20 protein-coding genes are annotated in these 24,802 nt (G+C 51.7%); 17 read left to right on the forward strand and 3 right to left on the reverse strand.

Translation table 11 applies throughout. The features are described 5' to 3' along the window. Window positions 1-74: 74 nt before the first annotated feature. The 3 genes from rbfA to rpsO all read left to right on the forward strand — a co-directional run bounded on the left by rbfA (window position 75) and on the right by rpsO (window position 1,809). Window positions 75-497 (forward strand): 30S ribosome-binding factor RbfA, encoded by a 423-nt coding sequence (gene rbfA / locus GNT65_RS08315; protein ID WP_160795176.1) that lies wholly within the window; start codon window positions 75-77, stop codon window positions 495-497. Then, window positions 497-1,444, forward strand: coding sequence for a tRNA pseudouridine(55) synthase TruB (gene truB, locus GNT65_RS08320; protein ID WP_160795178.1), 948 nt, complete (start codon window positions 497-499; stop codon window positions 1,442-1,444). The genes rbfA and truB overlap by 1 nt, the downstream gene beginning before the upstream one ends. A gap of 95 nt (window positions 1,445-1,539) precedes the next feature. Then, window positions 1,540-1,809, forward strand: coding sequence for a 30S ribosomal protein S15 (gene rpsO / locus GNT65_RS08325; protein WP_033537407.1), 270 nt, complete (start codon window positions 1,540-1,542; stop codon window positions 1,807-1,809). 95 nt (window positions 1,810-1,904) lie between these two features. On the opposite strand, the gene GNT65_RS08330 is transcribed toward rpsO, so the two are convergent. Continuing rightward, on the reverse strand, window positions 1,905-3,938 hold the full coding sequence (locus GNT65_RS08330) for a putative bifunctional diguanylate cyclase/phosphodiesterase (RefSeq protein WP_160795180.1): 2,034 nt from the start codon (window positions 3,936-3,938) through the stop codon (window positions 1,905-1,907). Window positions 3,939-4,134: 196 nt separating this feature from the next. On the opposite strand from GNT65_RS08330, the gene pnp reads away from it, so the two are divergent. From pnp to deoD, 11 genes are all read left to right on the forward strand, one after another. Continuing rightward, entirely contained in the window at window positions 4,135-6,237 is a 2,103-nt protein-coding gene (pnp, locus tag GNT65_RS08335; RefSeq protein ID WP_160795182.1) for a polyribonucleotide nucleotidyltransferase, read from the forward strand. 137 nt (window positions 6,238-6,374) lie between these two features. Further along, window positions 6,375-7,268, forward strand: a complete 894-nt coding sequence (nlpI, locus tag GNT65_RS08340) for a lipoprotein NlpI (protein WP_160795184.1) — start codon at window positions 6,375-6,377, stop codon at window positions 7,266-7,268. Window positions 7,269-7,460: 192 nt separating this feature from the next. Beyond that, window positions 7,461-9,041: a peptide chain release factor 3 gene (prfC, locus tag GNT65_RS08345; protein ID WP_160795186.1), complete on the forward strand. Its 1,581-nt coding sequence runs from the start codon at window positions 7,461-7,463 to the stop codon at window positions 9,039-9,041. Window positions 9,042-9,195: 154 nt separating this feature from the next. Beyond that, complete coding sequence (locus GNT65_RS08350; RefSeq protein ID WP_160795188.1) at window positions 9,196-9,426, forward strand: hypothetical protein; 231 nt, start codon at window positions 9,196-9,198, stop codon at window positions 9,424-9,426. Next, window positions 9,410-10,216 carry a TatD family hydrolase gene (locus tag GNT65_RS08355; protein WP_244952132.1) on the forward strand — a complete coding sequence of 269 codons (807 nt, stop codon included), beginning with the start codon at window positions 9,410-9,412 and terminating at the stop codon, window positions 10,214-10,216. The genes GNT65_RS08350 and GNT65_RS08355 overlap by 17 nt, the downstream gene beginning before the upstream one ends. A gap of 177 nt (window positions 10,217-10,393) precedes the next feature. Further along, window positions 10,394-11,653: a NupC/NupG family nucleoside CNT transporter gene (locus GNT65_RS08360; protein WP_160795190.1), complete on the forward strand. Its 1,260-nt coding sequence runs from the start codon at window positions 10,394-10,396 to the stop codon at window positions 11,651-11,653. Window positions 11,654-11,994: 341 nt separating this feature from the next. Beyond that, a complete protein-coding gene (locus tag GNT65_RS08365) occupies window positions 11,995-12,828 on the forward strand; it encodes a nucleoside-specific channel-forming Tsx family protein (protein ID WP_160795192.1) in 834 nt (277 codons plus the stop codon). Between the two features lie 451 nt (window positions 12,829-13,279). Beyond that, window positions 13,280-14,053: a deoxyribose-phosphate aldolase gene (deoC, locus tag GNT65_RS08370; protein WP_160795193.1), complete on the forward strand. Its 774-nt coding sequence runs from the start codon at window positions 13,280-13,282 to the stop codon at window positions 14,051-14,053. Window positions 14,054-14,210: 157 nt separating this feature from the next. Beyond that, window positions 14,211-15,542 carry a thymidine phosphorylase gene (deoA, locus tag GNT65_RS08375; RefSeq protein WP_160795195.1) on the forward strand — a complete coding sequence of 444 codons (1,332 nt, stop codon included), beginning with the start codon at window positions 14,211-14,213 and terminating at the stop codon, window positions 15,540-15,542. An 11-nt stretch (window positions 15,543-15,553) separates the two neighbouring features. After that, window positions 15,554-16,771: a phosphopentomutase gene (locus GNT65_RS08380; protein ID WP_160795197.1), complete on the forward strand. Its 1,218-nt coding sequence runs from the start codon at window positions 15,554-15,556 to the stop codon at window positions 16,769-16,771. 109 nt (window positions 16,772-16,880) lie between these two features. Next, the gene (gene deoD, locus GNT65_RS08385) at window positions 16,881-17,591 is read left to right on the forward strand and encodes a purine-nucleoside phosphorylase (RefSeq protein WP_160795199.1); all 711 of its coding nucleotides are present in this window, start codon (window positions 16,881-16,883) and stop codon (window positions 17,589-17,591) included. A gap of 151 nt (window positions 17,592-17,742) precedes the next feature. Here deoD and GNT65_RS08390 read toward each other — a convergent pair whose 3' ends face one another. Further along, window positions 17,743-18,477 carry a YtjB family periplasmic protein gene (locus GNT65_RS08390; protein WP_181006214.1) on the reverse strand — a complete coding sequence of 245 codons (735 nt, stop codon included), beginning with the start codon at window positions 18,475-18,477 and terminating at the stop codon, window positions 17,743-17,745. Between the two features lie 42 nt (window positions 18,478-18,519). Between GNT65_RS08390 and serB the strand changes: the two genes are divergently transcribed. Both serB and GNT65_RS08400 read left to right on the forward strand, forming a co-directional pair. Further along, complete coding sequence (gene serB / locus GNT65_RS08395) at window positions 18,520-19,503, forward strand: phosphoserine phosphatase SerB (protein ID WP_160795201.1); 984 nt, start codon at window positions 18,520-18,522, stop codon at window positions 19,501-19,503. Between the two features lie 226 nt (window positions 19,504-19,729). After that, on the forward strand, window positions 19,730-20,659 hold the full coding sequence (locus tag GNT65_RS08400) for an alpha/beta fold hydrolase (protein ID WP_160795203.1): 930 nt from the start codon (window positions 19,730-19,732) through the stop codon (window positions 20,657-20,659). Here the strand turns inward: GNT65_RS08400 and GNT65_RS08405 are convergent. Next, window positions 20,656-23,091, reverse strand: coding sequence for a PilZ domain-containing protein (locus tag GNT65_RS08405; RefSeq protein ID WP_160795205.1), 2,436 nt, complete (start codon window positions 23,089-23,091; stop codon window positions 20,656-20,658). The two genes, GNT65_RS08400 and GNT65_RS08405, sit on opposite strands and share 4 nt — an antisense overlap. A gap of 333 nt (window positions 23,092-23,424) precedes the next feature. Between GNT65_RS08405 and radA the strand changes: the two genes are divergently transcribed. Then, window positions 23,425-24,798, forward strand: a complete 1,374-nt coding sequence (radA, locus tag GNT65_RS08410) for a DNA repair protein RadA (protein ID WP_160795207.1) — start codon at window positions 23,425-23,427, stop codon at window positions 24,796-24,798. Window positions 24,799-24,802: the final 4 nt, after the last annotated feature.

The raw sequence follows: 24,802 nt of genomic DNA on the forward strand, positions 1-24,802 counted from the left end.
GCAAGACGCAACCGACAAAGCTTTGGTTGCGGCTTCACCTAGCCGGTCACCTGTTTTTGAGATGGCAAAATATTATGGCAAGAGAATTTAGTCGTACTCGTCGCATCGCACAGCAGCTGCAACAGGAGCTGGCTCAGGTGCTGCAACGGGATATCAAAGATCCGCGTATCGGTATGGTGACGGTCAACGACGTTGACGTTTCCCGTGACCTGAACTACGCCAAGGTCTACGTCACCTTCTTCGAGGAAGATAAGGCGGTTGTAGAGGAGAAGCTGGCGGCGCTGGAAGCGGCAGCGGGTTATGTTCGCTCTCTGGTAGCGGGTCGTATGAAGCTTAGGGTCATGCCCGAGATTCGCTTCGTTTACGATGCATCGTTGATCGAAGGGATGCGCATGTCTAATCTGGTGAGTCAGGTGATCACCAAGGATGAGGCCAAGGCACGCGAACACGGTCGTGATGACGAAGAGCCCGACACTCCCAAGCAGGACGATAACTAATGGCGCGTAGACCTAGAGGTCGCTTGGTCGACGGCATAGTGCTGCTGGACAAAGACACGGGAATGAGCTCCAACTTCGCCTTACAGAGAGTGAAGCGAATCTATAACGCGGCCAAGGCGGGGCACACAGGCGCGCTGGACCCCTTAGCGACCGGTATGTTACCTATCTGCCTGGGAGAGGCCACCAAGTTTTCTCAGCACCTACTCGATGCCGACAAGCGTTATCTGGTGACCGCCAAGTTGGGTGTTCGCACCGATACCAGCGACTCGGACGGTGAGGTGGTGCAGACGCGTCCGGTAAACTTCACCGAGCAGCAGCTCGAAGAGGCGCTGGAGCATTTTCGTGGTGAGACCATGCAGGTGCCCTCAATGTACTCGGCGCTCAAGTATCAGGGCCAACCTCTGTACAAGTATGCCAGAGAAGGCAAAGAGGTGCCGCGCGAGGCACGCCCAATTAACGTCTTCGAGCTTAACTTTATCAAGCTCGAGGGTGACGAGCTGACTCTGGACATCCACTGTTCTAAGGGCACCTATATTCGCACCATCACAGACGATCTCGGTGAAATGCTAGGCTGTGGTGCCCATGTGATCATGCTGCGCCGCACAGGCGTTGCCGGTTATCCCTACGATAAGATGGTGACACTGGAGCAGCTTGAGGCATTGCTTACTCAGGCGCAGGAAGAAGAACGCCCGCCTAAGGAGCTGCTGGACCCCTTGTTGCTGCCCATGGATACCGCGGTAAGCGGCCTTAAGGAGATCAACGTCTCCGATGAACTGGCCCACTACCTGATGAATGGTAATCCGGTTCAGGTGGCAAATCTGCCCGTCGATGAACTGGTGCGTATCACCCTGGGTGAGGCGAAACAGTTTGTCGGAATTGGCCAGATGAACGACGACGGCTTGCTGGCGCCTAAACGTCTGGTGGTATTGCACGACGAGCAGGCCTGAGGCTTGCTTAATGGCGCTAAAATCGGTACTATAGCGCGCTCTCTTTGGCTGAGTTAGTGATCGGCTGAAGTTTCTATCTATTTTTGGAGAAAAAAATGTCACTAAGTAAAGAAGTAAAAGCACAAATCCTGGCTGATTTCGGCCGTGGTGAGAACGATTCTGGTTCTACAGAAGTTCAGGTTGCCCTGCTAACTGCACAGATCAACCACCTACAAGGTCACTTCAAAGAGCACATCCATGATCATCACTCACGTCGTGGTTTGCTTCGCATGGTTAACTCTCGTCGTAAGCTTCTAGCTTACCTGAAGCGCACTGAAAACGAGCGCTATCAAGAGCTTATCAAGAAGTTAGGTCTACGTCGCTAATCTATCGATTAGTGCTGTAGTGAAAAAGGAGGCTTAGCCTCCTTTTTTTATGCCTGACGTTCGGTGCTGTCGTTTAAATCTGTTGCCGATGGCGACTAAATTTGGCTGATGCTGGCGGTGTTTGGGGTGATATATCTGTCTTCAAACTCGCTAATATCCAGTGGCTGGCTGTAGTAGAAGCCCTGGCCTATCTCACAGTCCATCTGTTTCAACCAATTGAGTTGTTGCTCGTTCTCTATTCCTTCGGCCACGATATGCAGATTCAGCTGCTTGCCCAGCATCAAGATGGTGGAGGCGATGGCGCTCTCATTGGGCAGATCCGTCACGAAGCAGCGGTCGATCTTCATGGTAGTGATAGGTAGGTGGCGCAGATAGGAGAGCGAGGAGTAACCTGTGCCGAAATCATCGACCGCAATACCGAATCCGGCACCCTTAAGTTGCTCCAGCTTATGGATGGCGAGCTCGATATCATTCATCAGTGAGGTCTCGGTGATCTCTATCTCGAGCAGATGAGGGTCTATCTGGTATCTCAGCGCCAGTTGCTTGATATCCGGCACCAGGCTGGCGTCGGCAAACTGTTGTGAGGCGACATTGACCGCGATGGGGATGGCGTAGTTATAGCGTTTACGCCAATGCTTTAGGGTGCGGCAGGCCTCTTCGATGACCCAGCGCCCCAGGGGAATGATGATCCCCGTCTCTTCGGCCACAGGGATGAATGACATGGGGCTGATGAGACGGCCATCTTTCTTCCAGCGTATTAACGCCTCACAGGCGATCACCTTGCCGGTCTTGATATTAAACTTAGGCTGGAAATGCAGCAGGAATTCGTTGTTCTTCAGGGCGTCATGCAGAGAGGCCTCGGTTCTGAGACGCACCGCGGCACGCTCTGTCATCTGCTGTTTGAAGAAGGCCCACTGATTCGAGCCCGCCGCCTTGGCGCTGTACATGGCGATGTCGGCGTGACGGATCAGGTCTTCTGCGCTGAGGCCATCGTCGGGATAGATGGAGATCCCTACGGAGGCGGCGGGGTGTATGGTGTGTTCGTTCAGTTGTAGCGGCACGTTGAGTTGCATTAGGAGCTTGTCGACAAAATCGGCAGCCTGATCAGGCGTTCTGGCATCTTCGGCCAAGATGACAAACTCGTCGCCACCGAGGCGGGCCACAGTGCCGCGATCGCCCACCACGCGCTCAAGCACCCTGGCGATACGCGCTAAAAACTGATCCCCCAAGGCATGACCCAGGGAGTCGTTGACGTTCTTGAAACGGTCGAGATCGATAAATAGCATGGTGAATTGGTGCTTATGCACCCTGGCACGCTGAATCGACACTGCTATGGTCTCCAGCAGCAGGGTGCGGTTGGGCAGCCCAGTTAAGGGATCTCGGGTTGCCATGCGGCGAAGCTTGCTCTGGGTCTGGCCAAACTGGATTAAGATTTGATTAAATTTTGATGTCACCAGACCCAGTTCGTCATCTTGGTGGGCGGGTGACATGGGCAGCAGATTATCGTCCGGTAGCTCAGGATCTATCTTATCTATCGCTTCGCTTATCTCGGCGATCGGCTTGGTGAGAAAGCGGTGGAAGATGATGGACAGCGCCATTGTGACCAAGAGCGCCCGGGCCAGGGTGGCCAGGAAACTAAAGCGTAACTGAGAGAAGAGTGAGTCTGTCAGCTCCTGGGTGTTATAGACTATGGTCAGTGTGCCGATAATCTGCTGCTGTTCTGTGCCCTCGAAGAAAGAGGGGCGGTAGAGGGTGCGGCTGATCTCTTTCAGATCGCCAAACAGCTTCTTACTCAGTTTACGCACCAGGGGATTGTCGCTGGACGGATTGTTCATGGAGACGAACATGCTGGCGTCGTCGAGTTCAATCACCGCCTCGCCAACGTGTTCCACCTTAAGCACCCCTTCTAGGGTCTGGGTTGCCAGGTTGTCGTCCAGTGCCCACACGGCGTTGGCGGCCGGTTGCTCTATGGAGTCGAGCAGCTCTTCCTGGGCGACGATGAGTTGTTGGCGGGCCGACACGCCGACCAGGGCAACTTCGACAATAAAGATGGCAACGGCAAAAAATAACGCTGAAAACACGACCAATGTCGTCTGTTTCCATGTTAAGGATTTAAACCGTGCGCTCATTTGCCACCCCTTGTTCCTAGTGACTCATCACATTCTATTTTTCAGAAAAAGCAGCGATAGACAGAAAATTATCTTTATCTAACCACTTTAGAGAAAAGATTCAGCTTTGTCATCTACATGTGCTCTTTATCTATTGAATAGACTTGCAGTATACTTAGCCGCGAAATTAAGGTTATTAAATTAAGGAAAGGTTCACGTGAATCCAATCGTAAAGAGTTTTGAATATGGTCAGCACACAGTCACGCTAGAGACTGGGGTTATTGCACGTCAAGCAGACGCAGCTGTTTTGGCAAGTATGGGCGATACAACGGTATTGGTTACTGTTGTAGGCAAGAAAGCTGAAGAGCCAGGTCGTGACTTTTTCCCGTTAACCGTTAATTACCAGGAAAAAACTTACGCTGCGGGTAAAATCCCTGGTGGATTCTTCAAGCGTGAAGGCCGTCCATCTGAAGGCGAGACCCTCACTGCGCGTCTGATTGACCGTCCTATTCGTCCTCTATTCCCTAACGGTTTTAAGAACGAAGTTCAGGTGATCATCACAGTGGTTTCTGTTGATCCAGAAATCAGCCCAGAAGTGATCTCTATGATAGGTACTTCTGCGGCACTGTCTATCTCAGGCATTCCATTCAACGGTCCACTGGGTTCTGCTCGTGTGGGTTATGTCGATGGCGAGTACATCCTCAACCCAACGGTTTCACAGCTAGAAAACAGCCAGCTGGAGCTGTCTGTTGCCGGTACTGAAAATGCAGTACTTATGGTTGAGTCTGAAGCCGACGCGCTGCCAGAAGAAGTAATGCTTGGCGCCGTGGTTTACGGTCACGAGCAACAGCAAGTTGTTATCCAAGCGATCAAAGAGCTGAAGGCCGAAGTTAACAAGCCAATGTGGGACTGGACTGCACCAGTACAAGATGAAGAGCTTGTTGCTAAGGTCAAAGATTTGGCCGAAGCGGGTCTAACCGAAGCTTACCAAATTGTGGTTAAGCAAGATCGTTATGCTCAAGTAGATGTTGTTAAAACGGCGGCTAAAGAAGCATTACTGGCTGAAAACCCAGATGCCGATACCCGCGAAATTGACGGTCTACTTGGCAGCCTAGAGAAGAAAGTGGTTCGTAGCCGCATCATCGCAGGTAATCCACGTATCGACGGTCGTGAACCAGATATGGTTCGTGCCCTGAGCGTCATGGCGGGCGTACTGCCACGTACTCACGGTAGTGCTCTGTTCACCCGTGGTGAGACTCAGGCGCTGGTTACTTGTACCTTAGGTACCGAGCGTGACGCACAGAAGATCGACAGCATCATGGGCGAGCAAACCAGCCGCTTCATGCTGCACTACAACTTCCCTCCATACTCAGTGGGTGAAACCGGTATGGTTGGCTCGCCTAAGCGTCGTGAAATCGGTCACGGTAAGTTGGCATGGCGTGGTATCCACGCGGTAATGCCAACGGCTGAAGAGTTCCCATACAGCATCCGTGTAGTGTCTGAGATCACCGAATCTAACGGTTCAAGCTCAATGGCTTCTGTGTGTGGTACTTCACTAGCATTGATGGATGCCGGTGTACCGATCAAGACTTCAGTTGCCGGTATCGCTATGGGTCTGGTTAAAGAAGGCGACGATTTCGTTGTACTTTCTGACATTCTGGGTGACGAAGACCACCTAGGTGACATGGACTTCAAAGTGGCTGGTACCCGTGACGGTGTTACCGCACTGCAGATGGATATCAAGATCGAAGGTATCACTAAAGAGATCATGCAGATCGCTCTGCAACAAGCCTACGGTGCACGTGTACACATACTGAATGTGATGGATCAGGCAATTTCGGGTCACCGCGAAGATATTTCTGATCACGCGCCGCGTATCACCACCCTGAAGATCAACCCTGAGAAGATCCGTGACGTGATTGGTAAGGGTGGTGCGACTATCCGTGCATTGACCGAAGAGACTGGCACTACTATCGAGCTAGAAGATGACGGTACTGTGAAGATTGCTTCGGCTAACGGCGAAGCGACCAAAGAAGCTATCCGTCGTATCCAGGAGATCACTGCCGAGGTTGAAGTCGGTACCGTATACAATGGTAAGGTTGTTCGTATCGTTGACTTTGGTGCCTTCGTGACTATCCTGCCGGGTAAAGACGGTCTGGTACATATCTCGCAGATTGCCGAGGAGCGTGTTGCCAACGTCTCTGACTACCTGGAAGTGGGTCAGGAAGTTAAGGTTAAGGTGATGGAAGTCGATCGCCAAGGCCGCGTACGCCTGTCGATGAAAGAAGCTCAGCCGAAAGAAGAAGCGGCAAGCGAATAATCGATAGCGAAAGCGAGTTAAATTTGAAAGGAGACCATTAGGTCTCCTTTTTTATTGGTTTTTTCTCATAGGTGATAGCCGTGACTAGTTGGTATTGCTATGATTGAGGCTATTGCAGCGCTGAAAAGGTTAAATGGATGACTCATAAATTTCGCTCGGTCTCGTTGGCTATGATGACCGGCTTAAGTTTGTTAATGACAGGATGTGTATCGACTCAATCGGCGGTGACGGCAGAGCAGGGTAAGTTAATGGTGGCGCCTGTGATGCCAGATTATAAGCTAGAGGTTACCCTGGCGAGGTTAAACGATATCTTGGCCTCTGCCGAACTCACTCCTGAGCAGCGTGCGCGTTTTCACTACGATCGTGGTGTCATCTATGACAGTGTTGGGCTGCGTATTCTGAGTCGCATCGATTTTCATCAGTCGCTGAAGTTGCAACCTAACTTGGCCGATGCCTATAACTTTATCGGCATCTACTACACCCAGGAAGGAGAATTCGAGAGCGCCTATGAGGCCTTCGATTCCGTGCTGGAACTGTCTCCCGACTATGACTATGCCTATCTCAATCGCGGCATCGCCCTCTATTATGGGCAGCGCGACGAGCTTGCCGTGGCCGACATGCAGTCTTTCTATCAGGCCAACGAACAAGATGGCTACCGCGCCCTGTGGCTCTATATTACCGAGTCGAAACTCAATGGCGAGCAGGCGATGCAGCATCTCGCTGAAAATAGATTAAAGCTTGATGACTCACAATGGTCGACCACGCTAGTGGACTTCTATCTGGGTAAGGTGAGTCGCGAGCAGGTGTTCGAGGTGGCTAAGCAGGGGCTGAGTCATCCCAATGAGTATGCCGAGCGCCTGTGCGAGGCTTATTTTTATATCGCTAAGATCGCCGAGAAGCAGGGCAAGTATAGCGATGCGGCGAATTACTTCCGTCTGGCTTTGGCCACCAATATCTATGATTTTGTCGAGCATAGGTATGCCAGGGTCGAGCTGGCTCAGCTCAATGATCTGATCGCTCAACCCGAGTAGCTGGTTTAGGCCGCTAATCATGGGTGCCTAGTAGTTCTTATCTGGTGAAGGCTCGTCACGCTTGGCGGGCCTTTTCGTTTCTATCCCTCGGCCCTATCCCGTCCCTCAGTTCCGGGTCGCTAAACTAGCCATGGGTCGAGCTTGGCGCTATAATTGCCCGCTTTTAACACTCCATCAAATTCGCAGGTAATCATGTCAGGCTATACAGTTGAAGTCGACAAGCGTCGTACTTTCGCCATCATCTCGCATCCGGATGCGGGTAAAACCACTATTACAGAGAAGGTATTGCTATTCGGACAGGCTTTGCAGAAGGCGGGCACGGTAAAGGGCAAGAAGTCGGGACAGCATGCCAAGTCTGACTGGATGGAGATGGAAAAGGATCGTGGTATCTCTATTACCACCTCTGTGATGCAGTTCCCCTATCGTGACGCCCTGGTCAACCTGCTCGATACCCCGGGTCACGAAGACTTCTCGGAAGATACCTATCGTACGTTGACGGCGGTAGACTCCTGTCTGATGGTGATCGACTCGGCAAAGGGTGTAGAGCAACGCACGATCAAGCTGATGGAGGTGACCCGTCTGCGTGATACGCCGATCGTGACCTTCATGAACAAACTTGACCGCGACATTCGTGATCCTATCGAGTTGATGGACGAGGTAGAGAATGTACTGAACATCGCCTGTGCGCCAATCACCTGGCCTATCGGTGCCGGTAAAGAGTTCAAGGGCGTCTACCATCTACTGCGTGACGAGGTGATTCTGTATCAGAATGGCATGGGCCATACCATTCAGGATTCACAGATCATCAAGGGCTTGGATAACCCTGAGTTGGATGAGGCGATCGGCAGCTACGCGCAAGATCTGCGTGACGAGATGGAGTTGGTGCTGGGCGCCTCCCATGAGTTTGATCTCGAGGCCTTCCTCAAGGGCGAGCTAACACCTGTCTTCTTCGGTACCGCACTGGGTAACTTCGGTGTCGATCATATCCTCGATGGCATTGTCCAGTGGGCGCCGCGCCCTCAAGCGCGTGAGTCTGATCTGCGTGACGTTGAGCCCGATGAGCCTAAGTTCAGTGGCTTCGTGTTTAAGATCCAGGCGAACATGGATCCCAAGCACAGAGACCGTGTCGCCTTCATGCGTATCTGCTCGGGTCGTTATGAGCAAGGCATGAAGATGCACCATGTCCGTATCGGTAAAGATGTGAACGTCAGTGATGCGCTCACCTTTATGGCGGGCGACCGTAACCGCGCCGATGCGGCCTATCCCGGCGATATTATCGGCCTGCATAACCACGGTACCATACGCATCGGCGATACCTTTACTCAGGGTGAGAAGTTACGCTTTACAGGCGTGCCTAACTTCGCGCCAGAGATGTTCCGTCGCATCAGGCTTAAAGATCCGCTGAAGCAGAAGCAGTTGCTTAAGGGGCTGGTACAGCTTTCGGAAGAAGGTGCGGTGCAGGTGTTCCGTCCGCTGGATACAAATGATCTCATTGTAGGCGCCGTGGGTGTGCTGCAGTTTGAGGTGGTGGTACAGCGCCTCAAGAGCGAATACAAGGTCGAGGCTATCTATGAGGCGATCAGCGTGGCCACTGCGCGCTGGGTCTACAGCAAAGACGCCAAGAAGCTGGAAGAGTTTAAGCGTAAGTGCAGCAACAACCTGGCACTCGATGGTGGCGATAACCTCACCTATGTGGCGCCGACCATGGTGAACCTCAATCTGTCGATGGAGCGTTATCCCGACATAGAGTTCGCCAAGACCCGCGAAAACTAATCAACTGAAAAAGCAGCCTAGGCTGCTTTTTTTATGCCGATTTTTCGAGCCCTTCAGTATAGTGAAACTAAGCGATTGAACTAGGCGCTATTGAAGTTGGGGGCCATTGAAGTGGGGCCAGAGAAGTGAAGAGCCATAGAATTAAGGAGCCAAGATGATAGTGAAATGGTGGCGGGCCTATACAGCCTGGTGCGACCGCATGGGGCTCACGCCCGAGAATCAGCGCTGCTGCGCGCCCAAGTTAAGTGATCCTGAGATAGGTGGACCAGAGCTAAGTGAGCCAGAGCATCGAGACTCGAAGCTAAGCACAAGCTTCCAAAAGGCGCTGCAGCCTCAGCAAGGAGCTCAAGGTCCTAAGGTGAAAGCCGATGATGCAAGTCGCTAAGAGTCCCCTTGCCGTTATCGATAGTCATGTGCATCTGGATTTCGAAGAATTCGATGCCGAGCGCGAGCGGCTCGTCGCGAGGCTTAAGAGCAATGGCCTTAAAGGTGCGGTGATTCCGGGCGTCAGTGCCAGTCAGTGGCCTAAGCTTTTGACGGTAGCAGAGCGCCATGCTTTTCATTATGGACTCGGAGTACATCCTTGGTATTGCACGGCAGATTGGGGGCAAGATATTGAAAACTTGTCTAAACTGCTTTGTGAGCGGCGCGGCGATCCTAGGTTGGTGGCCATAGGCGAGTGTGGTTTAGACGCCTTACACAAAGCGAGCTGGGAGACTCAGCTTCCTTGTTTCGAGGCGCAATTGCAGTTGGCTCAGCGATACGACTTGCCGGTTATCTTACATAGCGTCAAGGCTCACAACGAGGTCTTAGCTTTACTCAAACGTTATCCGTTAGAGAGAGGAGGTGTCATTCATGGCTTTTATGGCTCGATGCAGTTGGCTCAGCGCTATGTGGATGCGGGCTGTTACATAGGAATAGGTCATCTGTTACTGGAGGAAAAAGCGAAAAAGCTGCAAGAAACCCTTGTCAAGTTACCGTTAGAACATCTAGTGATTGAGACTGATTTAGCCCTGGTTTCCCTAGTAAAAAAGTCGGGTTTTGCCGATAAAACCGGCGGATCCAGCTTAATTTTGCATTTGCTAATTGAGAAAATCGCAAAATTGCAAAAAAAATCTAACGTTCTGGTATCAGAACAAGTGTTCCAAAATACACTGCAACTCTTTGACCTCTAGTTTATTTTTGGAGAAACAGATGTTAATCGCACCAAGTTTTTTTTGTAACACCTTGAAATAAAACTTCAAAAACTTGATCAAAACGACGATTTTAACCAACCGGTCGGGTATAATCTGACGGTGAAAAAGGTTGGTTAACAACATAATTAAAAAGTATTAACAATAGGGTGATGGTTAATGGATATTTTAATGAGTTTAGTAGGGGTGGTCGTCCTACTCGCGATAGGTTTTTTGCTATCTAACAACAAAAAAGCTATCAACATGCGTACCGTATTTGGCGCTCTTGCGATTCAGGCATTCTTTGCTGGTTTCGTACTATATGTGCCAATCGGTAAAGACATTCTAAAAAGTGTTTCAGATGGCGTTTCTAGCGTTATCGGTTACGCACAAAACGGTATCGGCTTCTTGTTCGGCGATCTGGCTAACTTCAAAGTAGGCTTCATCTTCGCCATCAACGTACTGCCTGTTATCGTCTTCTTCTCATCGCTGATCGCGGTACTTTACTATCTAGGTATCATGCAGTGGATCATCCGTATCATCGGTGGTGGCCTGCAGAAAGCTCTGGGTACTAGCCGTACTGAGTCTATGTCAGCGACTGCTAACATCTTCGTTGGTCAGACTGAAGCACCACTGGTTGTTCGTCCATTTATCGCGACTATGACTCAATCTGAGCTGTTCGCTATCATGGTGGGTGGTCTAGCCTCTATCGCGGGTTCAGTATTGGCTGGTTACGCGCAGATGGGTGTACCTATCGAGTACCTAGTTGCTGCATCATTCATGGCTGCACCAGGTGGTCTATTGATGGCTAAGCTGATGCATCCTGAAACAGAGAAAACTGTTAACGAAATGGATGAGCTGCCAGAAGATCCTGACAAGCCAGCTAACGTACTTGACGCTGCGGCTGCCGGTGCTTCATCTGGTATGCACCTAGCCCTGAACGTTGGTGCAATGCTGCTTGCCTTCGTTGGTTTGATCGCAATGTTGAACGGTATCATCGGTGGTGTTACTGGCCTATTCGGCGCTGAAGGCATCACGCTTGAGCTGATTCTTGGTTACATCTTCATGCCACTTGCATTCCTAATCGGTGTACCTTGGAATGAAGCACTTGTTGCGGGTTCTTTCATCGGTCAGAAGATTGTTGTTAACGAATTTGTTGCTTACCTAAACTTTGCTCCATACCTAAAAGATGTTGCAGACGGCGGTATCCTAGTTGAAGCGACTAACGCGGTAATGACTGATAGAACTAAGGCTATCATCTCATTCGCACTGTGTGGATTCGCTAACCTGTCTTCAATCGCGATTCTACTAGGTGGTCTAGGTGCAATGGCTCCTACCCGTCGTCATGACCTTGCTAAGTTGGGTCTACGTGCGGTAGTGGCTGGTTCACTGGCTAACCTAATGAGTGCAACGCTAGCCGGTCTATTCCTAGCGTTATAAGTCTCAGGAAATTCCTTGGGGGGATGCCCCTGAACGACGACTCTGCCCAGCAGGGCAGAGTCAGCGTTAACTCAACCATTTTTCAACATGTTAGTAACAAGATGGCTATTTATCACAGCTGTTGATGGATAGCCGTGGGTGAACGAACTTCGACCCGCAAGGCGAAAAAACGCCAATATCGGTGATAAATCAGAAGTTTGTTTTAATGTTAGAATATTGTGTTCGCATTTTTACATTAATTGTATTGTGATTTAGTACAGTTTGAGTAAAATGCGGCGCCAACAAAGAAAGAAACGCTGACTCGTAAAGAGCAGTAAAACCATAAAATAATGGGGTTGATGATGAAAAACGTTAAAACTTTAGCTTTAGCCGCTACAGCCGTAGCAGCAATGTCTAGCAACGCTTTCGCAGCTGATCGTTCAGATCTATACGCTACCGACTATAAGTGGATGCAGTTCAACGCAATGTACTCTATTGACGAGCTACCAAGTGCTGGTGAAAGCGGACACAACTACCTAGAGATGGAATTCGGCGGCCGTAAGGGTATCGTTGATCTATACGGTTATGTTGACGTGTTTAACCTAGGTAACGAAAGCTCAGGCGACAAGGCTTCTGGCTCTGGCGCTAGCAAGATGTTCATGAAGTTCAACCCACGCTTCTCTCTAGATGCTATCACTGGTAAAGATCTATCTTTCGGTCCAGTTCAAGAGCTGTACTTCTCTACTCTGTTCAACTGGGGTGGCGGTGCTGTTGGTGAAGACGTTAACGCGACTTTCTGGGGTATCGGTGCTGACGTAAACGTGCCTTGGTTAGGTAAGACTGGCATGAACCTGTACGCTCACTATGACCTGAACAAGAAAGAGTGGAACGGTTACCAGTTCTCTGCAAACTGGTTCAAGCCTTTCTACTTCTTCGAAAACAAGAGCTTCCTATCTTTCCAAGGTTATGTTGATTGGCAGTTCGGTGGTGACGAAGATTTCGGTAACGAATTCGTACCTATGTCTTCTAACGGTGGTGCGGCCTTCTTCGGTCTGTACTGGCACTCAGACAAGTATGCACTTGGCTATGGCCTGAAAGGCTACAAAGACGTTTACCTGCTGAAAGATGGCGCTGGTATCGTTGGCCTAGACACTACTGGTTGGGGTCACTACTTGACCGCGACTTACAAGTTCTAAATTCAGAATTTGTAGTCTTGGGAGCCGCCAGCAGGCGGCTCCTCATTCCTCGCCTAGGTTTGTCATGATTGTTTAACCCTAAGTGAGTAATTTTTATCTAAGCATGGACTATATTAATAGAGCTTGTTTACATAAAGGTTAGTAGTTTTACGCGCTAAAAAGGATTTTTCGCGGAAAGGCTGGAACACTACTCTACAAAGTATAATTACTTAGTTCCCCCTTCCCGGTCTTCAAGGATTCAAGTCGTGACCCTTGTGTCAGGATCGCCGCTGGTATCGCCAGGGCATTGAATACCTGAATTAGTAAACTTGTTGTGTCGTACCGATAAAACAAATTTACGGCAACGCCTGAAGGCCCGGCCATAAATATAATCAGAAGATGCCAACTCTAGGTGCTGTCATACGTCGATTTCTTGTTTCTGAATTAATAATTTACGTTTCGGAGAGCTAATATGAGTGATTTAAAAAAAGCAGCACAGAAAGCCATTGAGTTGATGGATCTGACGACCCTGAACGATGACGACACAGATCAAAAGGTGATTGAGTTATGTCATAAGGCTAAGACCCCTGCGGGTAACACGGCTGCAATCTGTATCTATCCTCGTTTTATTCCTATCGCCCGTAAGACCCTGAACGAAATGGGTTGTGAGACGATCAAAATCGCTACAGTCACTAACTTCCCCCATGGTAACGACGATATCGCGATCGCCGTGCTAGAGACGCGTGCCGCCGTTGCCTATGGTGCCGATGAGGTTGACGTAGTATTCCCATACCGTGCCCTGATGGAAGGCAATGAAACCGTCGGTTATGAGCTGGTTAAAGCTTGTAAAGAAGCCTGTGGTGACGACGTACTGCTGAAGGTGATCATCGAGTCTGGTGTACTGCAAGACCCTGCGCTTATCCGCAAGGCTTCTGAGCTGTCAATCGATGCCGGCGCCGACTTCATCAAGACCTCTACCGGTAAAGTGGAAGTAAACGCCACCTTGGAAGCTGCCGAGATCATGATGACAGTTATTGCTGAGAAGAACCCTAAAGTTGGTTTTAAGCCAGCAGGTGGCGTGCGTGATGCTGCAGCCGCAGAAGAGTTCTTAGGCGTCGCAGAGCGTCTGCTAGGCAAAGGCTGGGCAACGCCACGTACTTTCCGTTTCGGTGCCTCTAGCCTGTTGAACAACCTGCTACACACCCTAGGATTGGCCGAAGCGCCTAAGGGTCCTCAAGGTTACTAAGCGACGCGGTTAGCTTTATTAGTTAAGTGTGATCTAAATCTATTTGATAACGCCAAAACTCGTATATATTGTTCGTAATTAAATTACGTTTTTGGCGTTAAACAAGAGAATTTGTCACTCAAATACGATTTTTTGTGACAAATTTGGAGGCAGTACCATGTTTCTAGCACAAGAGATTATTCGTAAAAAACGTAATGGCGAAGTGTTGTCTACCCAAGAGATCCAATTTTTCGTTCAGGGAATTACCAACAACACAGTTTCTGAAGGCCAAATCGCTGCACTGGGGATGGCGGTCTATTTCAAAGACATGAACATGGATGAGCGTATTGCGCTGACTACAGCCATGCGTGACTCCGGCACCGTCCTTAACTGGAAAAACCTTGGCCTAGATGGCCCAATCATAGACAAGCACAGTACTGGCGGTGTTGGCGATGTGATCAGCCTGATGCTTGGCCCCATGGCCGCCGCCTGTGGCGGGTATGTACCCATGATCTCCGGCCGTGGCCTGGGTCATACAGGCGGCACTCTGGATAAGTTTGACGCTATTCCGGGTTACCAGACAGAACCCGACAGCGAGCTGTTCAGAAAAGTCGTTAAAGAAGCCGGTGTCGCCATCATAGGTCAAACTGGTGACCTGGTTCCCGCCGATAAGCGCTTCTATTCTATTCGCGATAATACAGCAACCGTTGAATCCATCTCTCTCATCACAGCTTCTATTCTTTCTAAGAAACTTGCCGCCGGTCTCGATGCATTAGCCATGGACGTTAAGGTAGGTAGCGGCGCATTCATGCCGACCTATGAAGCCTCTGAAGAGCTGGCACGCAGCATTACCGCCGTGGCAAATGGCGCCGGTACCAAGACAACTGCGCTGCTGACCGACATGAACCAGGTTCTGGCCTCTTGTGCCGGTAACGCGGTAGAAGTGAAGGAAGCGGTTGATTTCCTAACCGGTGCATATCGTAATCCACGCCTGTATGAAGTGACTATGGGGCTGTGTGCCGAGATGTTGCAGTTAGGTGGCCTGGCCGCCAACGAAGCCGAGGCCCGTGACAAGCTTAACCGCGTGCTGGACAACGGTAAGGCTGCCGATATCTTTGGTCGCATGATTTCTGGCCTTGGTGGCCCAGCAGACTTTATCGAAAACTATGCTAAGTATCTGCCACAGTCGCAGATCATTCGTCCTGTCTACGCCGACCGTAGCGGTTTTGCGACCTCTATGGATACCCGAGAGCTAGGCCTTGCGGTAGTGACTCTGGGCGGTGGACGTCGTAAGCCAGGTGATGCCCTAGACTACAGCGTGGGTCTAACCCAAGTTTGTGCACTAGGCGATGAGGTCACCTCAGATAAGCCGATTGCCATGGTACATGCGCAATCTGAAAGCGCCTTCGAAGAAGCGGCGGCAGCCGTGAAGAAAGCGATTCACATTGGCGATGAAGCGCCAGAGAAAACACCAGAGATCTATCGTTACATTCGTCAGTCAGATCTCTAGGAGAGTAAAAGATGAAAAGAACTGTCATTATGATGCTCGACTCCTTCGGGGTCGGTGCAGCAAAAGATGCTGAAGCCTTTGGCGACACAGGTTCAAACACCTTCGGTCATATTGCTAAGGCGTGTGCCGAAGGCAAGGCAAACGAAGGTCGCGAAGGCCCGCTTAAGCTGCCTAACCTGGCCAAGCTTGGTCTGGCTATGGCTGCCAAAGAGAGCACAGGCAGCTTTGCCGCAGGCTTCGGTGACGATGTCGAAGTGATCGGTGCCTATGGTCATGCCGATGAGCTGAGCTCGGGTAAAGATACGCCGAGTGGTCACTGGGAGATGGCGGGAGTTCCCGTGCTGTATGAGTGGGGCTACTTTAGCGACCTGAAAAACTCTTTCCCTAAAGAGTTGACCGACAAGATCCTTGAGCGTGCCGGTCTGTCAGGTTTCCTGGGTAACTGCCATGCCTCAGGTACGGCAATCCTCGAAGAGCTGGGCGAAGAACATATGCGTTCTGGTCTGCCTATCTTCTACACCTCGGCGGATTCGGTATTCCAGATCGCCTGTCACGAAGAGACATTTGGTTTGGATAACCTCTACACTTTGTGTCAGATCGCCCGTGAAGAGCTAGAGCCTTACAATATCGGCCGTGTTATCGCCCGTCCATTCGTTGGTACAGGCCCAAGCGATTTTGCCCGTACAGGTAACCGTAAAGACTACGCGGTCGAGCCACCATCAAAGACAGTTCTGGACAAGTTGAAAGACGCCGGTGGTGAAGTGGTGAGTGTGGGTAAGATTGCCGATATCTATGCTCACTGTGGTATCACCAAGAAGGTGAAGGCCACAGGTTTGGAAGCCCTGTTCGATGCGACGCTGGAGCAGGTAAAACAGGCCGGTGACCGTACTATCGTCTTCACTAACTTCGTCGATTTTGACTCTCACTACGGCCACCGCCGTGACATCGCAGGTTATGCCCGTGCGCTGGAGTACTTCGATAGCCGTCTGCTTGAGATGTTGGCGCTGCTGGGTGAAGACGATCTCCTGCTGCTGACCGCAGACCATGGTTGTGACCCAACCTGGCAGGGTACAGACCATACCCGTGAGCGTGTGCCTGTATTGGCCTATGGTGCTGGTTTAGCGCCAGGTTCACTGGGTCGTCGCAACAGCTTCGCCGATATCGGCCAGAGCATTGCGAGCTATTTCGGCCTTGAGCCTATGGAGTACGGCGAGTCATTCGTCGCCTAGGCAATAAGGATGATTTAAGGTCATCCTGCTACAATATTATGATTTGGTGGCTTAAATTGGGCCACCGCTACTAGAAAAAGACTTAAGTCTAAAAATAGGGGTTATATAGATGGCTACACCACACATTAATGCAGTCGACGGTGCATTCGCTGATACAGTGTTATTCCCAGGCGACCCGCTACGTGCTAAATACATTGCAGAAACTTTCCTTGAGAACGTTGAGCAAGTCACTGACGTACGTAACATGCTAGGTTTCACTGGTACTTACAAAGGTGTTCGTATCTCTGTTATGGGTTCTGGCATGGGCATCCCTTCTTGCTCTATCTATGCGACTGAGCTAGTCAAAGACTACGGCGTGAAAAACCTGATCCGCGTGGGTACTTGTGGTGCGATCAGCACCGACGTTAAGGTACGTGACGTGATCATCGGTATGGGCGCTTGTACTGACTCTCAAGTTAACCGTCTACGCTTCAAGGGCCAAGACTTCGCCGCTATCTGTGACTACGGTCTATTGAGCGCAGTGGTTAAGGCTGCCGAAGAGAAGGGTACTAAGTACCGCGTAGGTAACGTATTCTCTGCCGACCTGTTCTACACGCCTGATCCAGAAATGTTCGACGTGATGGAGAAGATGGACGTACTAGGCGTTGAGATGGAAGCTGCCGGTCTATACGGCGTTGCTAAAGAGTTTGGTGCTAAGGCGCTATGTGTGGTGACAGTATCTGACCATATCCGTACTGGTGAGAAGACCTCTTCTGACGAGCGTCAAACCACCTTCAACGAAATGATCGAAATGACACTGGAAGCGGCAATTACTCTGTAATTATTACGCGAGTGTTGAATAAAAACGGGCCTGTTGGCCCGTTTTTTTATGTCTGCTCTAAGCTTTTTCTCTGACCAGGGCTTTACTCTGTCTAAATCTCGACTATGTTGAGCGCGAGTATCATCTGTGTCCTTAGTCGGGGGATGGCTTCCTACTGGCCTCGCTCTTTGTCACCAGCTGTATCTGGCGCAGAATCGTCATTCTCCTGCGCGTCATCCGCCTCCAGCGTGGCGGCGAGCTTCTTACTCAGTCGGCTCTTGGTCTTGCGGCGCTCGAAGTCGGCGCGTTTAAAGGAGAGTGCACGGGAGAGCAGCATGCCAATGAGCCCAGCGATGAGCAGCATCATCTGCTGCTGCTCCATGTTGAGCTGGTGCGCCTCCTTGATCTCATTAAAGAAGCGCTGGGGCATCAGGCGTACCTCGATAAAACCGAGATTCTTATCATCCTGCAGCACGGCCTCAACATAGGGGGGGTAGGGGGCCAGTAGTGCCTTAAGCTCCTCCGATTCGGGCTCGAGCTGTTCGTCGGTGACGCTCTGGGCGAAAGCCAGGCGTTGTCCCTTCTCGCTGAAGATGGTGGCCGACATCACCTTAGGATCTTGTACCAGCGCGCTGGTGAGCCATTGTAATTGCTCGTCATTTTGCAGTTGCAGTGCCGGGGCCGCGCCATAGGCAGTCTGCTGCACGAATAATCGTGCCATCTTTTGGGTTTGGGACTTTAGAAGCTGCTGCCCTTGTAGTAGGCTAGTTTCCCATAATTGGAACAGGCCCACCATGAGGGCGACCGCTACAGCTATCTGCAGCAGTCGCGTCAGCCTTTGGGTCTTTTTGAGTCCTTTAAGAAAAAACACTTTGTACCTGAAGATGATAAGGGTTTTATTAATCATAATGGATTATCTTCTAACCCGATACCCGGAGACGCATTACTAATGGCAAATCAGCAACAAAATCCTCTGTTTTCATGGCTCTATGATGAGGTTGATGCAAACATTACCCTGGATGGTTGTCACTTGACGCGCCATGAGGAAGTGAGTGCCCCTGACGCTGATTTACGCCTGCGCCTGGTCTATCAGGGGGCGCTGTCCCAGGAGGTTATCGCCGAGCAGCTCTTGTCTTGTGTAGCACGCGCGAGTATCGCCGTTATCACCCGTCAAAACGATCTTGCTTGTATCGAACTCTGCCTCGATGAACGAGCGGGACAGCAGCTCTGCCAAGGGCTTGGCAAGCGCGACAATATCGAGCTGCTGCATATTGGCGCAGAGCAGCCGAGGCTAGATCAGCCTGGGCTACTCGTGATGGACATGGACTCGACGGCGATTCAGATAGAATGTATCGATGAGCTGGCGGCCATGGCCGGGGTGGGAGAGGCGGTGGCCGAGGTTACCGAGCGCGCCATGCAGGGGGAGCTGGATTTCGAGCAGAGCCTGCGCGAGCGGGTGGCCAAGCTGGCGGGGGCCGACGCTAGTATCATAGATACCCTGTGTAGCAAGTTGCCGCTAATGCCGGGACTAGAGGCTATGGTGGCCGAACTACAAGCCCATGGATGGCGTTTGGTGTTGGCCTCTGGCGGATTTACCCCGTTCGTGGGGCATCTTAAGCAGCAATTAAATCTCGATGCCGCCTATGCCAACGAGCTGGTGATCGTCGAGGGTAAGCTCAAGGGGGAGGTAGTAGGCACTGTGGTCGATGCCCAGTTTAAGGCCGATACCGTGCTACGCAGCGCCGAGAGCTGGCAGATCCCCGAGGGGCAACGTCTGGCCATTGGCGATGGTGCCAACGATATCCCTATGGTACAGGCGGCGGATTTTGGCATCGCCTACCATGCCAAGCCCAAATTGAAGGCGGCGGCGGATGCGGCGATAGCTAAGTTGGATCTCAGGGTCCTGCCCTACATGCTAGTTAACCTGGCCTAGGCGGGATACTCGGCCTGCTCTAATTCTGAATCGAGGCTCGCCGTGTGCGGGCCCGTTATTTTACTCTCTCCTTATTGAAACTAATATAAAGCCCGCGTTTAAAACCATCTTTTTATCTTTGATCTACAAGTCATTATTTTTAAACACCTGTTTAAGCTTATTTAAGGTTCGTTTTGCTCTTGTATTAGCCCTTTAAAGTCAGTAATTTAAATCAAATTTAACTCGGATGTTTTCAGTGTTGCCTCTGATCCAAGAATCTCGTTTTATCCCTTACCGCCAGGGACAACTTCACCTGCGCATGCTCAAACGGTCCGGCGCCGACATGAGTCAACCACCCATCTTGATGCTTCATGGTGCCATGTCGAACGGCCGTGTCTTCTATAGCGACAAGGGCAGAGGTCTTGGCTGCTATCTGGCGGAGGCGGGCTATGTTGTCTATGTACTCGACACGCTGGGACGAGGTTTGAGCACCCCTAAATTGAGCACTGGTGCCAGTCATGGTCAGGGCGAGGTGATCCGTGAACAGCTTCCTCTGGTGCAGCACTATATTTTGTCTCAGCATCCTGAGGTTCATAGGGTGCATTGGTGCGCCCACTCCTGGGGAGGCGTACTGATGGCCAGTGCCATCGCTCGCTTCGACTTCTTTCAGGCCAGCGTTGCCTCGCTACTGACTTTCGGCAGTAAGCGCGCCATCAAGGTGCGCTCATTTAAGAAGTGGCTGATGGTTGATCTGGTGTGGAATAAGCTGGCACCGGCGATTGCCGCCGGACACGGTTATCTGGCCGCCGATCGCTGGCGTATGGGAATGGATAACGAGACCAAGGCCTCCCTGTCCCAGAGTATCGACTGGGTCAGGGGCGACTGGATAGATCACGACGATGGCTTCGATTATGCCAAGGCGGCAAGTGCCTTAGGCGCCAAGCTGGGCTGGCCTAAGGCCTGGTTTATTGCAGGCTCGGGCGATGAGGTGCTGGGTAATCCGGCCGATGTCCAGCGCATGATAAAGGAGTGCCATCTCAATCGGGTGACCTATACCTTGCTCTCTAAGGCCAAGGGTAACCTGCATGACTATGGTCATGCCGAGATGCTTACCCATAGAGACGCGACTAAGGACCATTTTCCTAAGGTGTTGGAGTGGTACCGCTCTTTTAGCTAGGTCGATTCCTTGACGAGCTCTATGTGTTGCTCATTGGATGACTCATCGAGCTGCTCGCAGTGCAACTGGGGGTAGCGCAACATCACCTCGTCTGTGATATCCAGTAGCTCACCAACCCCTATGATGTGCCACATCAACTGCTCGAGTTTCTTACCCTTATGCTGGGCGTGTAGGCCAATATATTCCAGTTCACGCTTGATATAGTTGATATCCGGCTTACCGGCGGCGCCGCGGTAGACGCGAAGGGCCATGAAGCGACCCAGATTTTGGCTCTGCCGTATGAAATGCAACTGCGCCTGTTGATCGCCAATCTCCATTGGCGGCACGCATTTTATCTTTATCCGTCCCTGGGACTGGCGGGAGATCTGCACATAGGTTTCAAAAAACTCGAGTCCATGTTGCGGCTTCATCTGCCGGATCGGGGTGATGAAATCCTCTTTGAGACGTCCCTTATCCAACAGGGCGCTGAGGTCATATTTCAGGGCTTCCTGGGTGGTTGCCGCAAAGAGGTCGGCGATGGCGTTGGAATGTTTACTAATGCCAAGAACACTGACTTTTGCCGATTTGGCTGTCTTCTCGACGAAGTAGGGGACGGATGCTAATTCGCGCATCAGGAGATTCTTTAGCCCGTCAGAGAGCTCCTTCATGTCGCTGTTGGCCTCGGTCAGTTTCCTCAGCTTGTCGCGGTTGGCCTCGATGAGGCGGCTGAGAAAGGCCACACCGACATGGGGCGTGTGGCCGACCATGGCGGCAAGATGTATGGTTACGCCATTCTTGCGGGTGCGGATCAGCCTATAAGGCAACTGTGCCAGGCGCGTCTTACCTGCAAGGTGTTGTAGCTTGGGAAAGGCGACCATCACGGGCGCAGTAGTATCTAAGTTGGCCGGTTCATCCAGGGTGACCTGTAGCCCCTTACCTGAGATATCTAAGGTAAATCCATGGTGCGTCTGTTTGTCCTGGCTGACGGTGACCAGTGTCTTAAAGGAGAAACGTGCCTCGTTGCGCCGCTCGGTAAATTGTAGCGACAGTAACTTAATCTCATCTTCTTGTAGTTTCTCCTGCCCGAAGCGCTTTAACTCGTTTGCCTGATGGCCTTTGGCATCCCAGGCCTCATACCTGGGCAGGGCTTCTTCATTGGTCAGATCGATTAGCTGTAACACATGGGTGAAGCGTTTGAGCTGGGCCTCGGTCAGGGAGGCATAATTAACCGAGTCTCCTGGAATCACGCTGGATTTGTAGGAGATCTCATGGTCTATCTCGTGACTGGCCAGCTTGAAGATACGCCAACTGGCCTTGGTGGCACCAAAGCGCAGGAAGAGCCCCAGCAGATCACTCTGCTTCAGTTCGGCCAGGGTGGCGGAATAGAAGAAGATCGCCCCCTGTGCCTGAAAGGTAAAGCAGAAAAACAGGCTGTGATCCGGATCTTGAGGCGCGTTAAACTGCGCCTGTAGACGCTCATGGGTTAGCATGCCGCCGAGCTGGCTGACAGATTTTTCATCCACAAAATATTGCTGCAGCTTCTGGTTGTCCCGGCTCAGCAGTTTGTGGGTGATGCGGTATTGTCCTTCAATCTGCTCCACGTACAGCGGCAGGTGGGGGAGGTGAGGCAAATAGTGGCGCTCGAAGCCCAGTCCTGTGGCGGCCACCAGTATGTCGTTGATGTCCACCTTATAGCGAAACTTATAGCCTTGGATCAGATTGGCTAACATGTCAGACAGGGCTTCGCTGCCGCCGACGCGCTTTAGGCGCATCCAGCTGAACTCATGGTTGCTCTCCACATCGACCACTTGATACTCGACGCCTTTCTGCAGGTCATCGAAATAGTATTCTTCGCTCAGCTCCAGCAGCTTGACGATAAGCGGCTGCTCAGGGTTGAGGCCGTGATCGACTGGCAGACGGATACGGGCGCCGCCGACCGAGAGGTCCACCGTAATACCTTTCACCTCATTGCGACCCGGCTGCAGTACACCGATGCGGATCGCGTAGTTCATTCGCTCCTCGGCGCGGTTAAAGTAACTGCCTAATATGGCGCCGCTGGCCACATAGGGAGTAAGGGCGGTATCGCTGGTTTGGTCGCCTTCCCGCGCGCGTTGCCGGCGCAGTTTATGCCCCTCGATCACCTGTTCGTATACGCCTAGGGTGTATTGCCCCCGGTACAGGGCCAGCGCCTGAATAAAGTTCTCTTTTGCAGGGGCGTCGACAAAGTGGGTCTGGGCGCCACTGTTAAAAGCCTCACAAGGCAGCTCGGATCTGTCCCTGAGATCGATAACTCGAGTACAAGGGGAGGAGAGTCGGTTGAGCTCCATCTTGAGCAGAAAACGGGTCGAATTGGACTCGCCCGAGGTCAGATGATCAAACAGCTCCTGGAAATTGGTTTCCATTAGCAGGGGTTTTAACTGTTCGATCAATGCCTTATGTTGCTCTAGACTCATGGATTATATCTTTTCGACTCGTAATTGATGGCGCGGCTTACCTTCTTGTGTCGGCGGCTTGGTTCAAAACTTGATAGCCTTTTGTTTATTCAACACAATTTTACTTTTCCGGTGAGGGGGAGCAGCTTGGTAAGCCTTAACGCCAGTGTAAGATATTTTGAAGTCATTGTGGGAATCATTTTACCGCTTAGTCAAAAGATGGATTGGGTTAAGCGGACTACAGCCGCTCATGATACTCATGTAGAATGCCTGCATGAAAAAGGGCTGTCTCTAGGTTTGCGCAGCTAGATCGGGGATAATCCGGACATTGAAGAGATGACAAACAGTTAAGCTATGGCGAAGAATAAAACAGCATATGTGTGCAGCGAATGTGGTCAGGACTTTCCCCGCTGGCAGGGGCAGTGTAATGCCTGCGGCGAATGGAACACCATCTCTGAGGTGAGGCTGGCACCGGCCAAGTCAAGCGCGGGCTCGGTGGCCGGTTATGCGGGGGCCGTCGGTGGCGGCTCGAAGAAGCTTAGCGAGGTGGAGGAGTTCGAGGCCAAGAAGCTGCTTACCGGCATTGGCGAGCTGGATCGCGTGCTGTGCGGCGGGCTCACCACGGGCTCGGTTAACATTATCTCGGGGGATCCCGGCGCCGGTAAGACGACCATTTTGTCGGATCTGGTGTCGCGTATGTCTCAACTGATGCCCTCGCTCTACTGCACCGCCGAAGAGTCGCTGTCGCAGTTTAAGAACCGGGTCAATCGCCTCAGGCTCGACTGCAACGAGGAAAACCTCTACCTGATGGCCGAGACCAATGTGGAGGCGATCATCGCCGAGCTGGAGGCCAAGCAGGTCAAGTTTGCGGTGATCGACTCAATTCAGGCCGTGGTGACGGATCTGGCCAACGGCAGCCCGGGGTCGCCATCTCAGGTCAAGGGCAGTGCCCAGGCGCTGACACAATACTGTAAGCAGAACAATGTCACCATGTTTTTGGTGGCCCACGTGAACAAAAACAACGAGACGGCAGGTCCGCAGACCCTGATCCATATCGTCGACTGCCTGACGCATCTCGAGTGTAACGACGGTCAGGTGCGCACCCTGAGGGCCAACAAGAATCGTTTCGGCGACGTGGATACCGTAGGCATCTTCAGGATGACGGAGCGGGGCATGATAAGTGTCGATAACCCCAGCGAGATCTTCCTCTCGGGCTCCACTACCGAGTCTCCCGGGGCGGCCATTACCTGTATCCGCAAGGGCAATCGCAACCTGCTGCTGGAGATCCAGTGCCTGACCACAGAGGCTGAGGGGGAGTTTCCCCAGCGGGTCTGTGTCGGCCTGAACATGAACCGCATCAAGATGCTGACGGGAATTTTGCGTAAACATACCCGCACCAAGATCTATCACGACACCTATTTCAATCTGGTGGGCGGACTCAAGATTGACGAGTCTGAGACCTGTATCGACCTGGCGCTGGTGGCAGCGCTGTTGAGCAGCCTCAACGAGTTTGTGGTGCCGCGCACCACCTGCATCATGGGCGAGCTGAGTCTCAACGGTGATGTGCGCCCCATTGACAGCGGCGTGCCCAGGGTGAAAGAGGCGGTGCAGCATGGCTTCACCGAGATCTTTATTCCCTATCGCAACTATCATAAGTCGATGGAAGGGTTGGGCGCCAAGATTAACCCCATCAAGACGATCCACGAGCTACTAGAGCTGATCTGTTAAGGTT

Source organism: Shewanella insulae (assembly GCF_009831655.1).
GTDB lineage: Bacteria > Pseudomonadota > Gammaproteobacteria > Enterobacterales > Shewanellaceae > Shewanella > Shewanella insulae.

Bases quoted from the DNA above. Each gene is read 5' to 3' on its own strand.
- deoD (WP_160795199.1), top strand. From the start codon at position 16,881: ATGGCTACACCACACATTAATGCAGTCGACGGTGCATTCGCTGATACA.
- GNT65_RS08355 (WP_244952132.1), top strand. From the start codon at position 9,410: ATGATGCAAGTCGCTAAGAGTCCCCTTGCCGTTATCGATAGTCATGTG.
- deoA (WP_160795195.1), top strand. From the start codon at position 14,211: ATGTTTCTAGCACAAGAGATTATTCGTAAAAAACGTAATGGCGAAGTG.
- serB (WP_160795201.1), top strand. From the start codon at position 18,520: ATGGCAAATCAGCAACAAAATCCTCTGTTTTCATGGCTCTATGATGAG.
- prfC (WP_160795186.1), top strand. From the start codon at position 7,461: ATGTCAGGCTATACAGTTGAAGTCGACAAGCGTCGTACTTTCGCCATC.
- GNT65_RS08330 (WP_160795180.1), bottom strand. From the start codon at position 3,938: ATGAGCGCACGGTTTAAATCCTTAACATGGAAACAGACGACATTGGTC.
- truB (WP_160795178.1), top strand. From the start codon at position 497: ATGGCGCGTAGACCTAGAGGTCGCTTGGTCGACGGCATAGTGCTGCTG.
- GNT65_RS08405 (WP_160795205.1), bottom strand. From the start codon at position 23,091: ATGAGTCTAGAGCAACATAAGGCATTGATCGAACAGTTAAAACCCCTG.
- GNT65_RS08390 (WP_181006214.1), bottom strand. From the start codon at position 18,477: ATGATTAATAAAACCCTTATCATCTTCAGGTACAAAGTGTTTTTTCTT.
- GNT65_RS08350 (WP_160795188.1), top strand. From the start codon at position 9,196: ATGATAGTGAAATGGTGGCGGGCCTATACAGCCTGGTGCGACCGCATG.
- GNT65_RS08380 (WP_160795197.1), top strand. From the start codon at position 15,554: ATGAAAAGAACTGTCATTATGATGCTCGACTCCTTCGGGGTCGGTGCA.
- GNT65_RS08400 (WP_160795203.1), top strand. From the start codon at position 19,730: ATGTTTTCAGTGTTGCCTCTGATCCAAGAATCTCGTTTTATCCCTTAC.
- GNT65_RS08365 (WP_160795192.1), top strand. From the start codon at position 11,995: ATGAAAAACGTTAAAACTTTAGCTTTAGCCGCTACAGCCGTAGCAGCA.
- nlpI (WP_160795184.1), top strand. From the start codon at position 6,375: ATGACTCATAAATTTCGCTCGGTCTCGTTGGCTATGATGACCGGCTTA.
- GNT65_RS08360 (WP_160795190.1), top strand. From the start codon at position 10,394: ATGGATATTTTAATGAGTTTAGTAGGGGTGGTCGTCCTACTCGCGATA.
- rpsO (WP_033537407.1), top strand. From the start codon at position 1,540: ATGTCACTAAGTAAAGAAGTAAAAGCACAAATCCTGGCTGATTTCGGC.
- deoC (WP_160795193.1), top strand. From the start codon at position 13,280: ATGAGTGATTTAAAAAAAGCAGCACAGAAAGCCATTGAGTTGATGGAT.
- rbfA (WP_160795176.1), top strand. From the start codon at position 75: ATGGCAAGAGAATTTAGTCGTACTCGTCGCATCGCACAGCAGCTGCAA.
- radA (WP_160795207.1), top strand. From the start codon at position 23,425: ATGGCGAAGAATAAAACAGCATATGTGTGCAGCGAATGTGGTCAGGAC.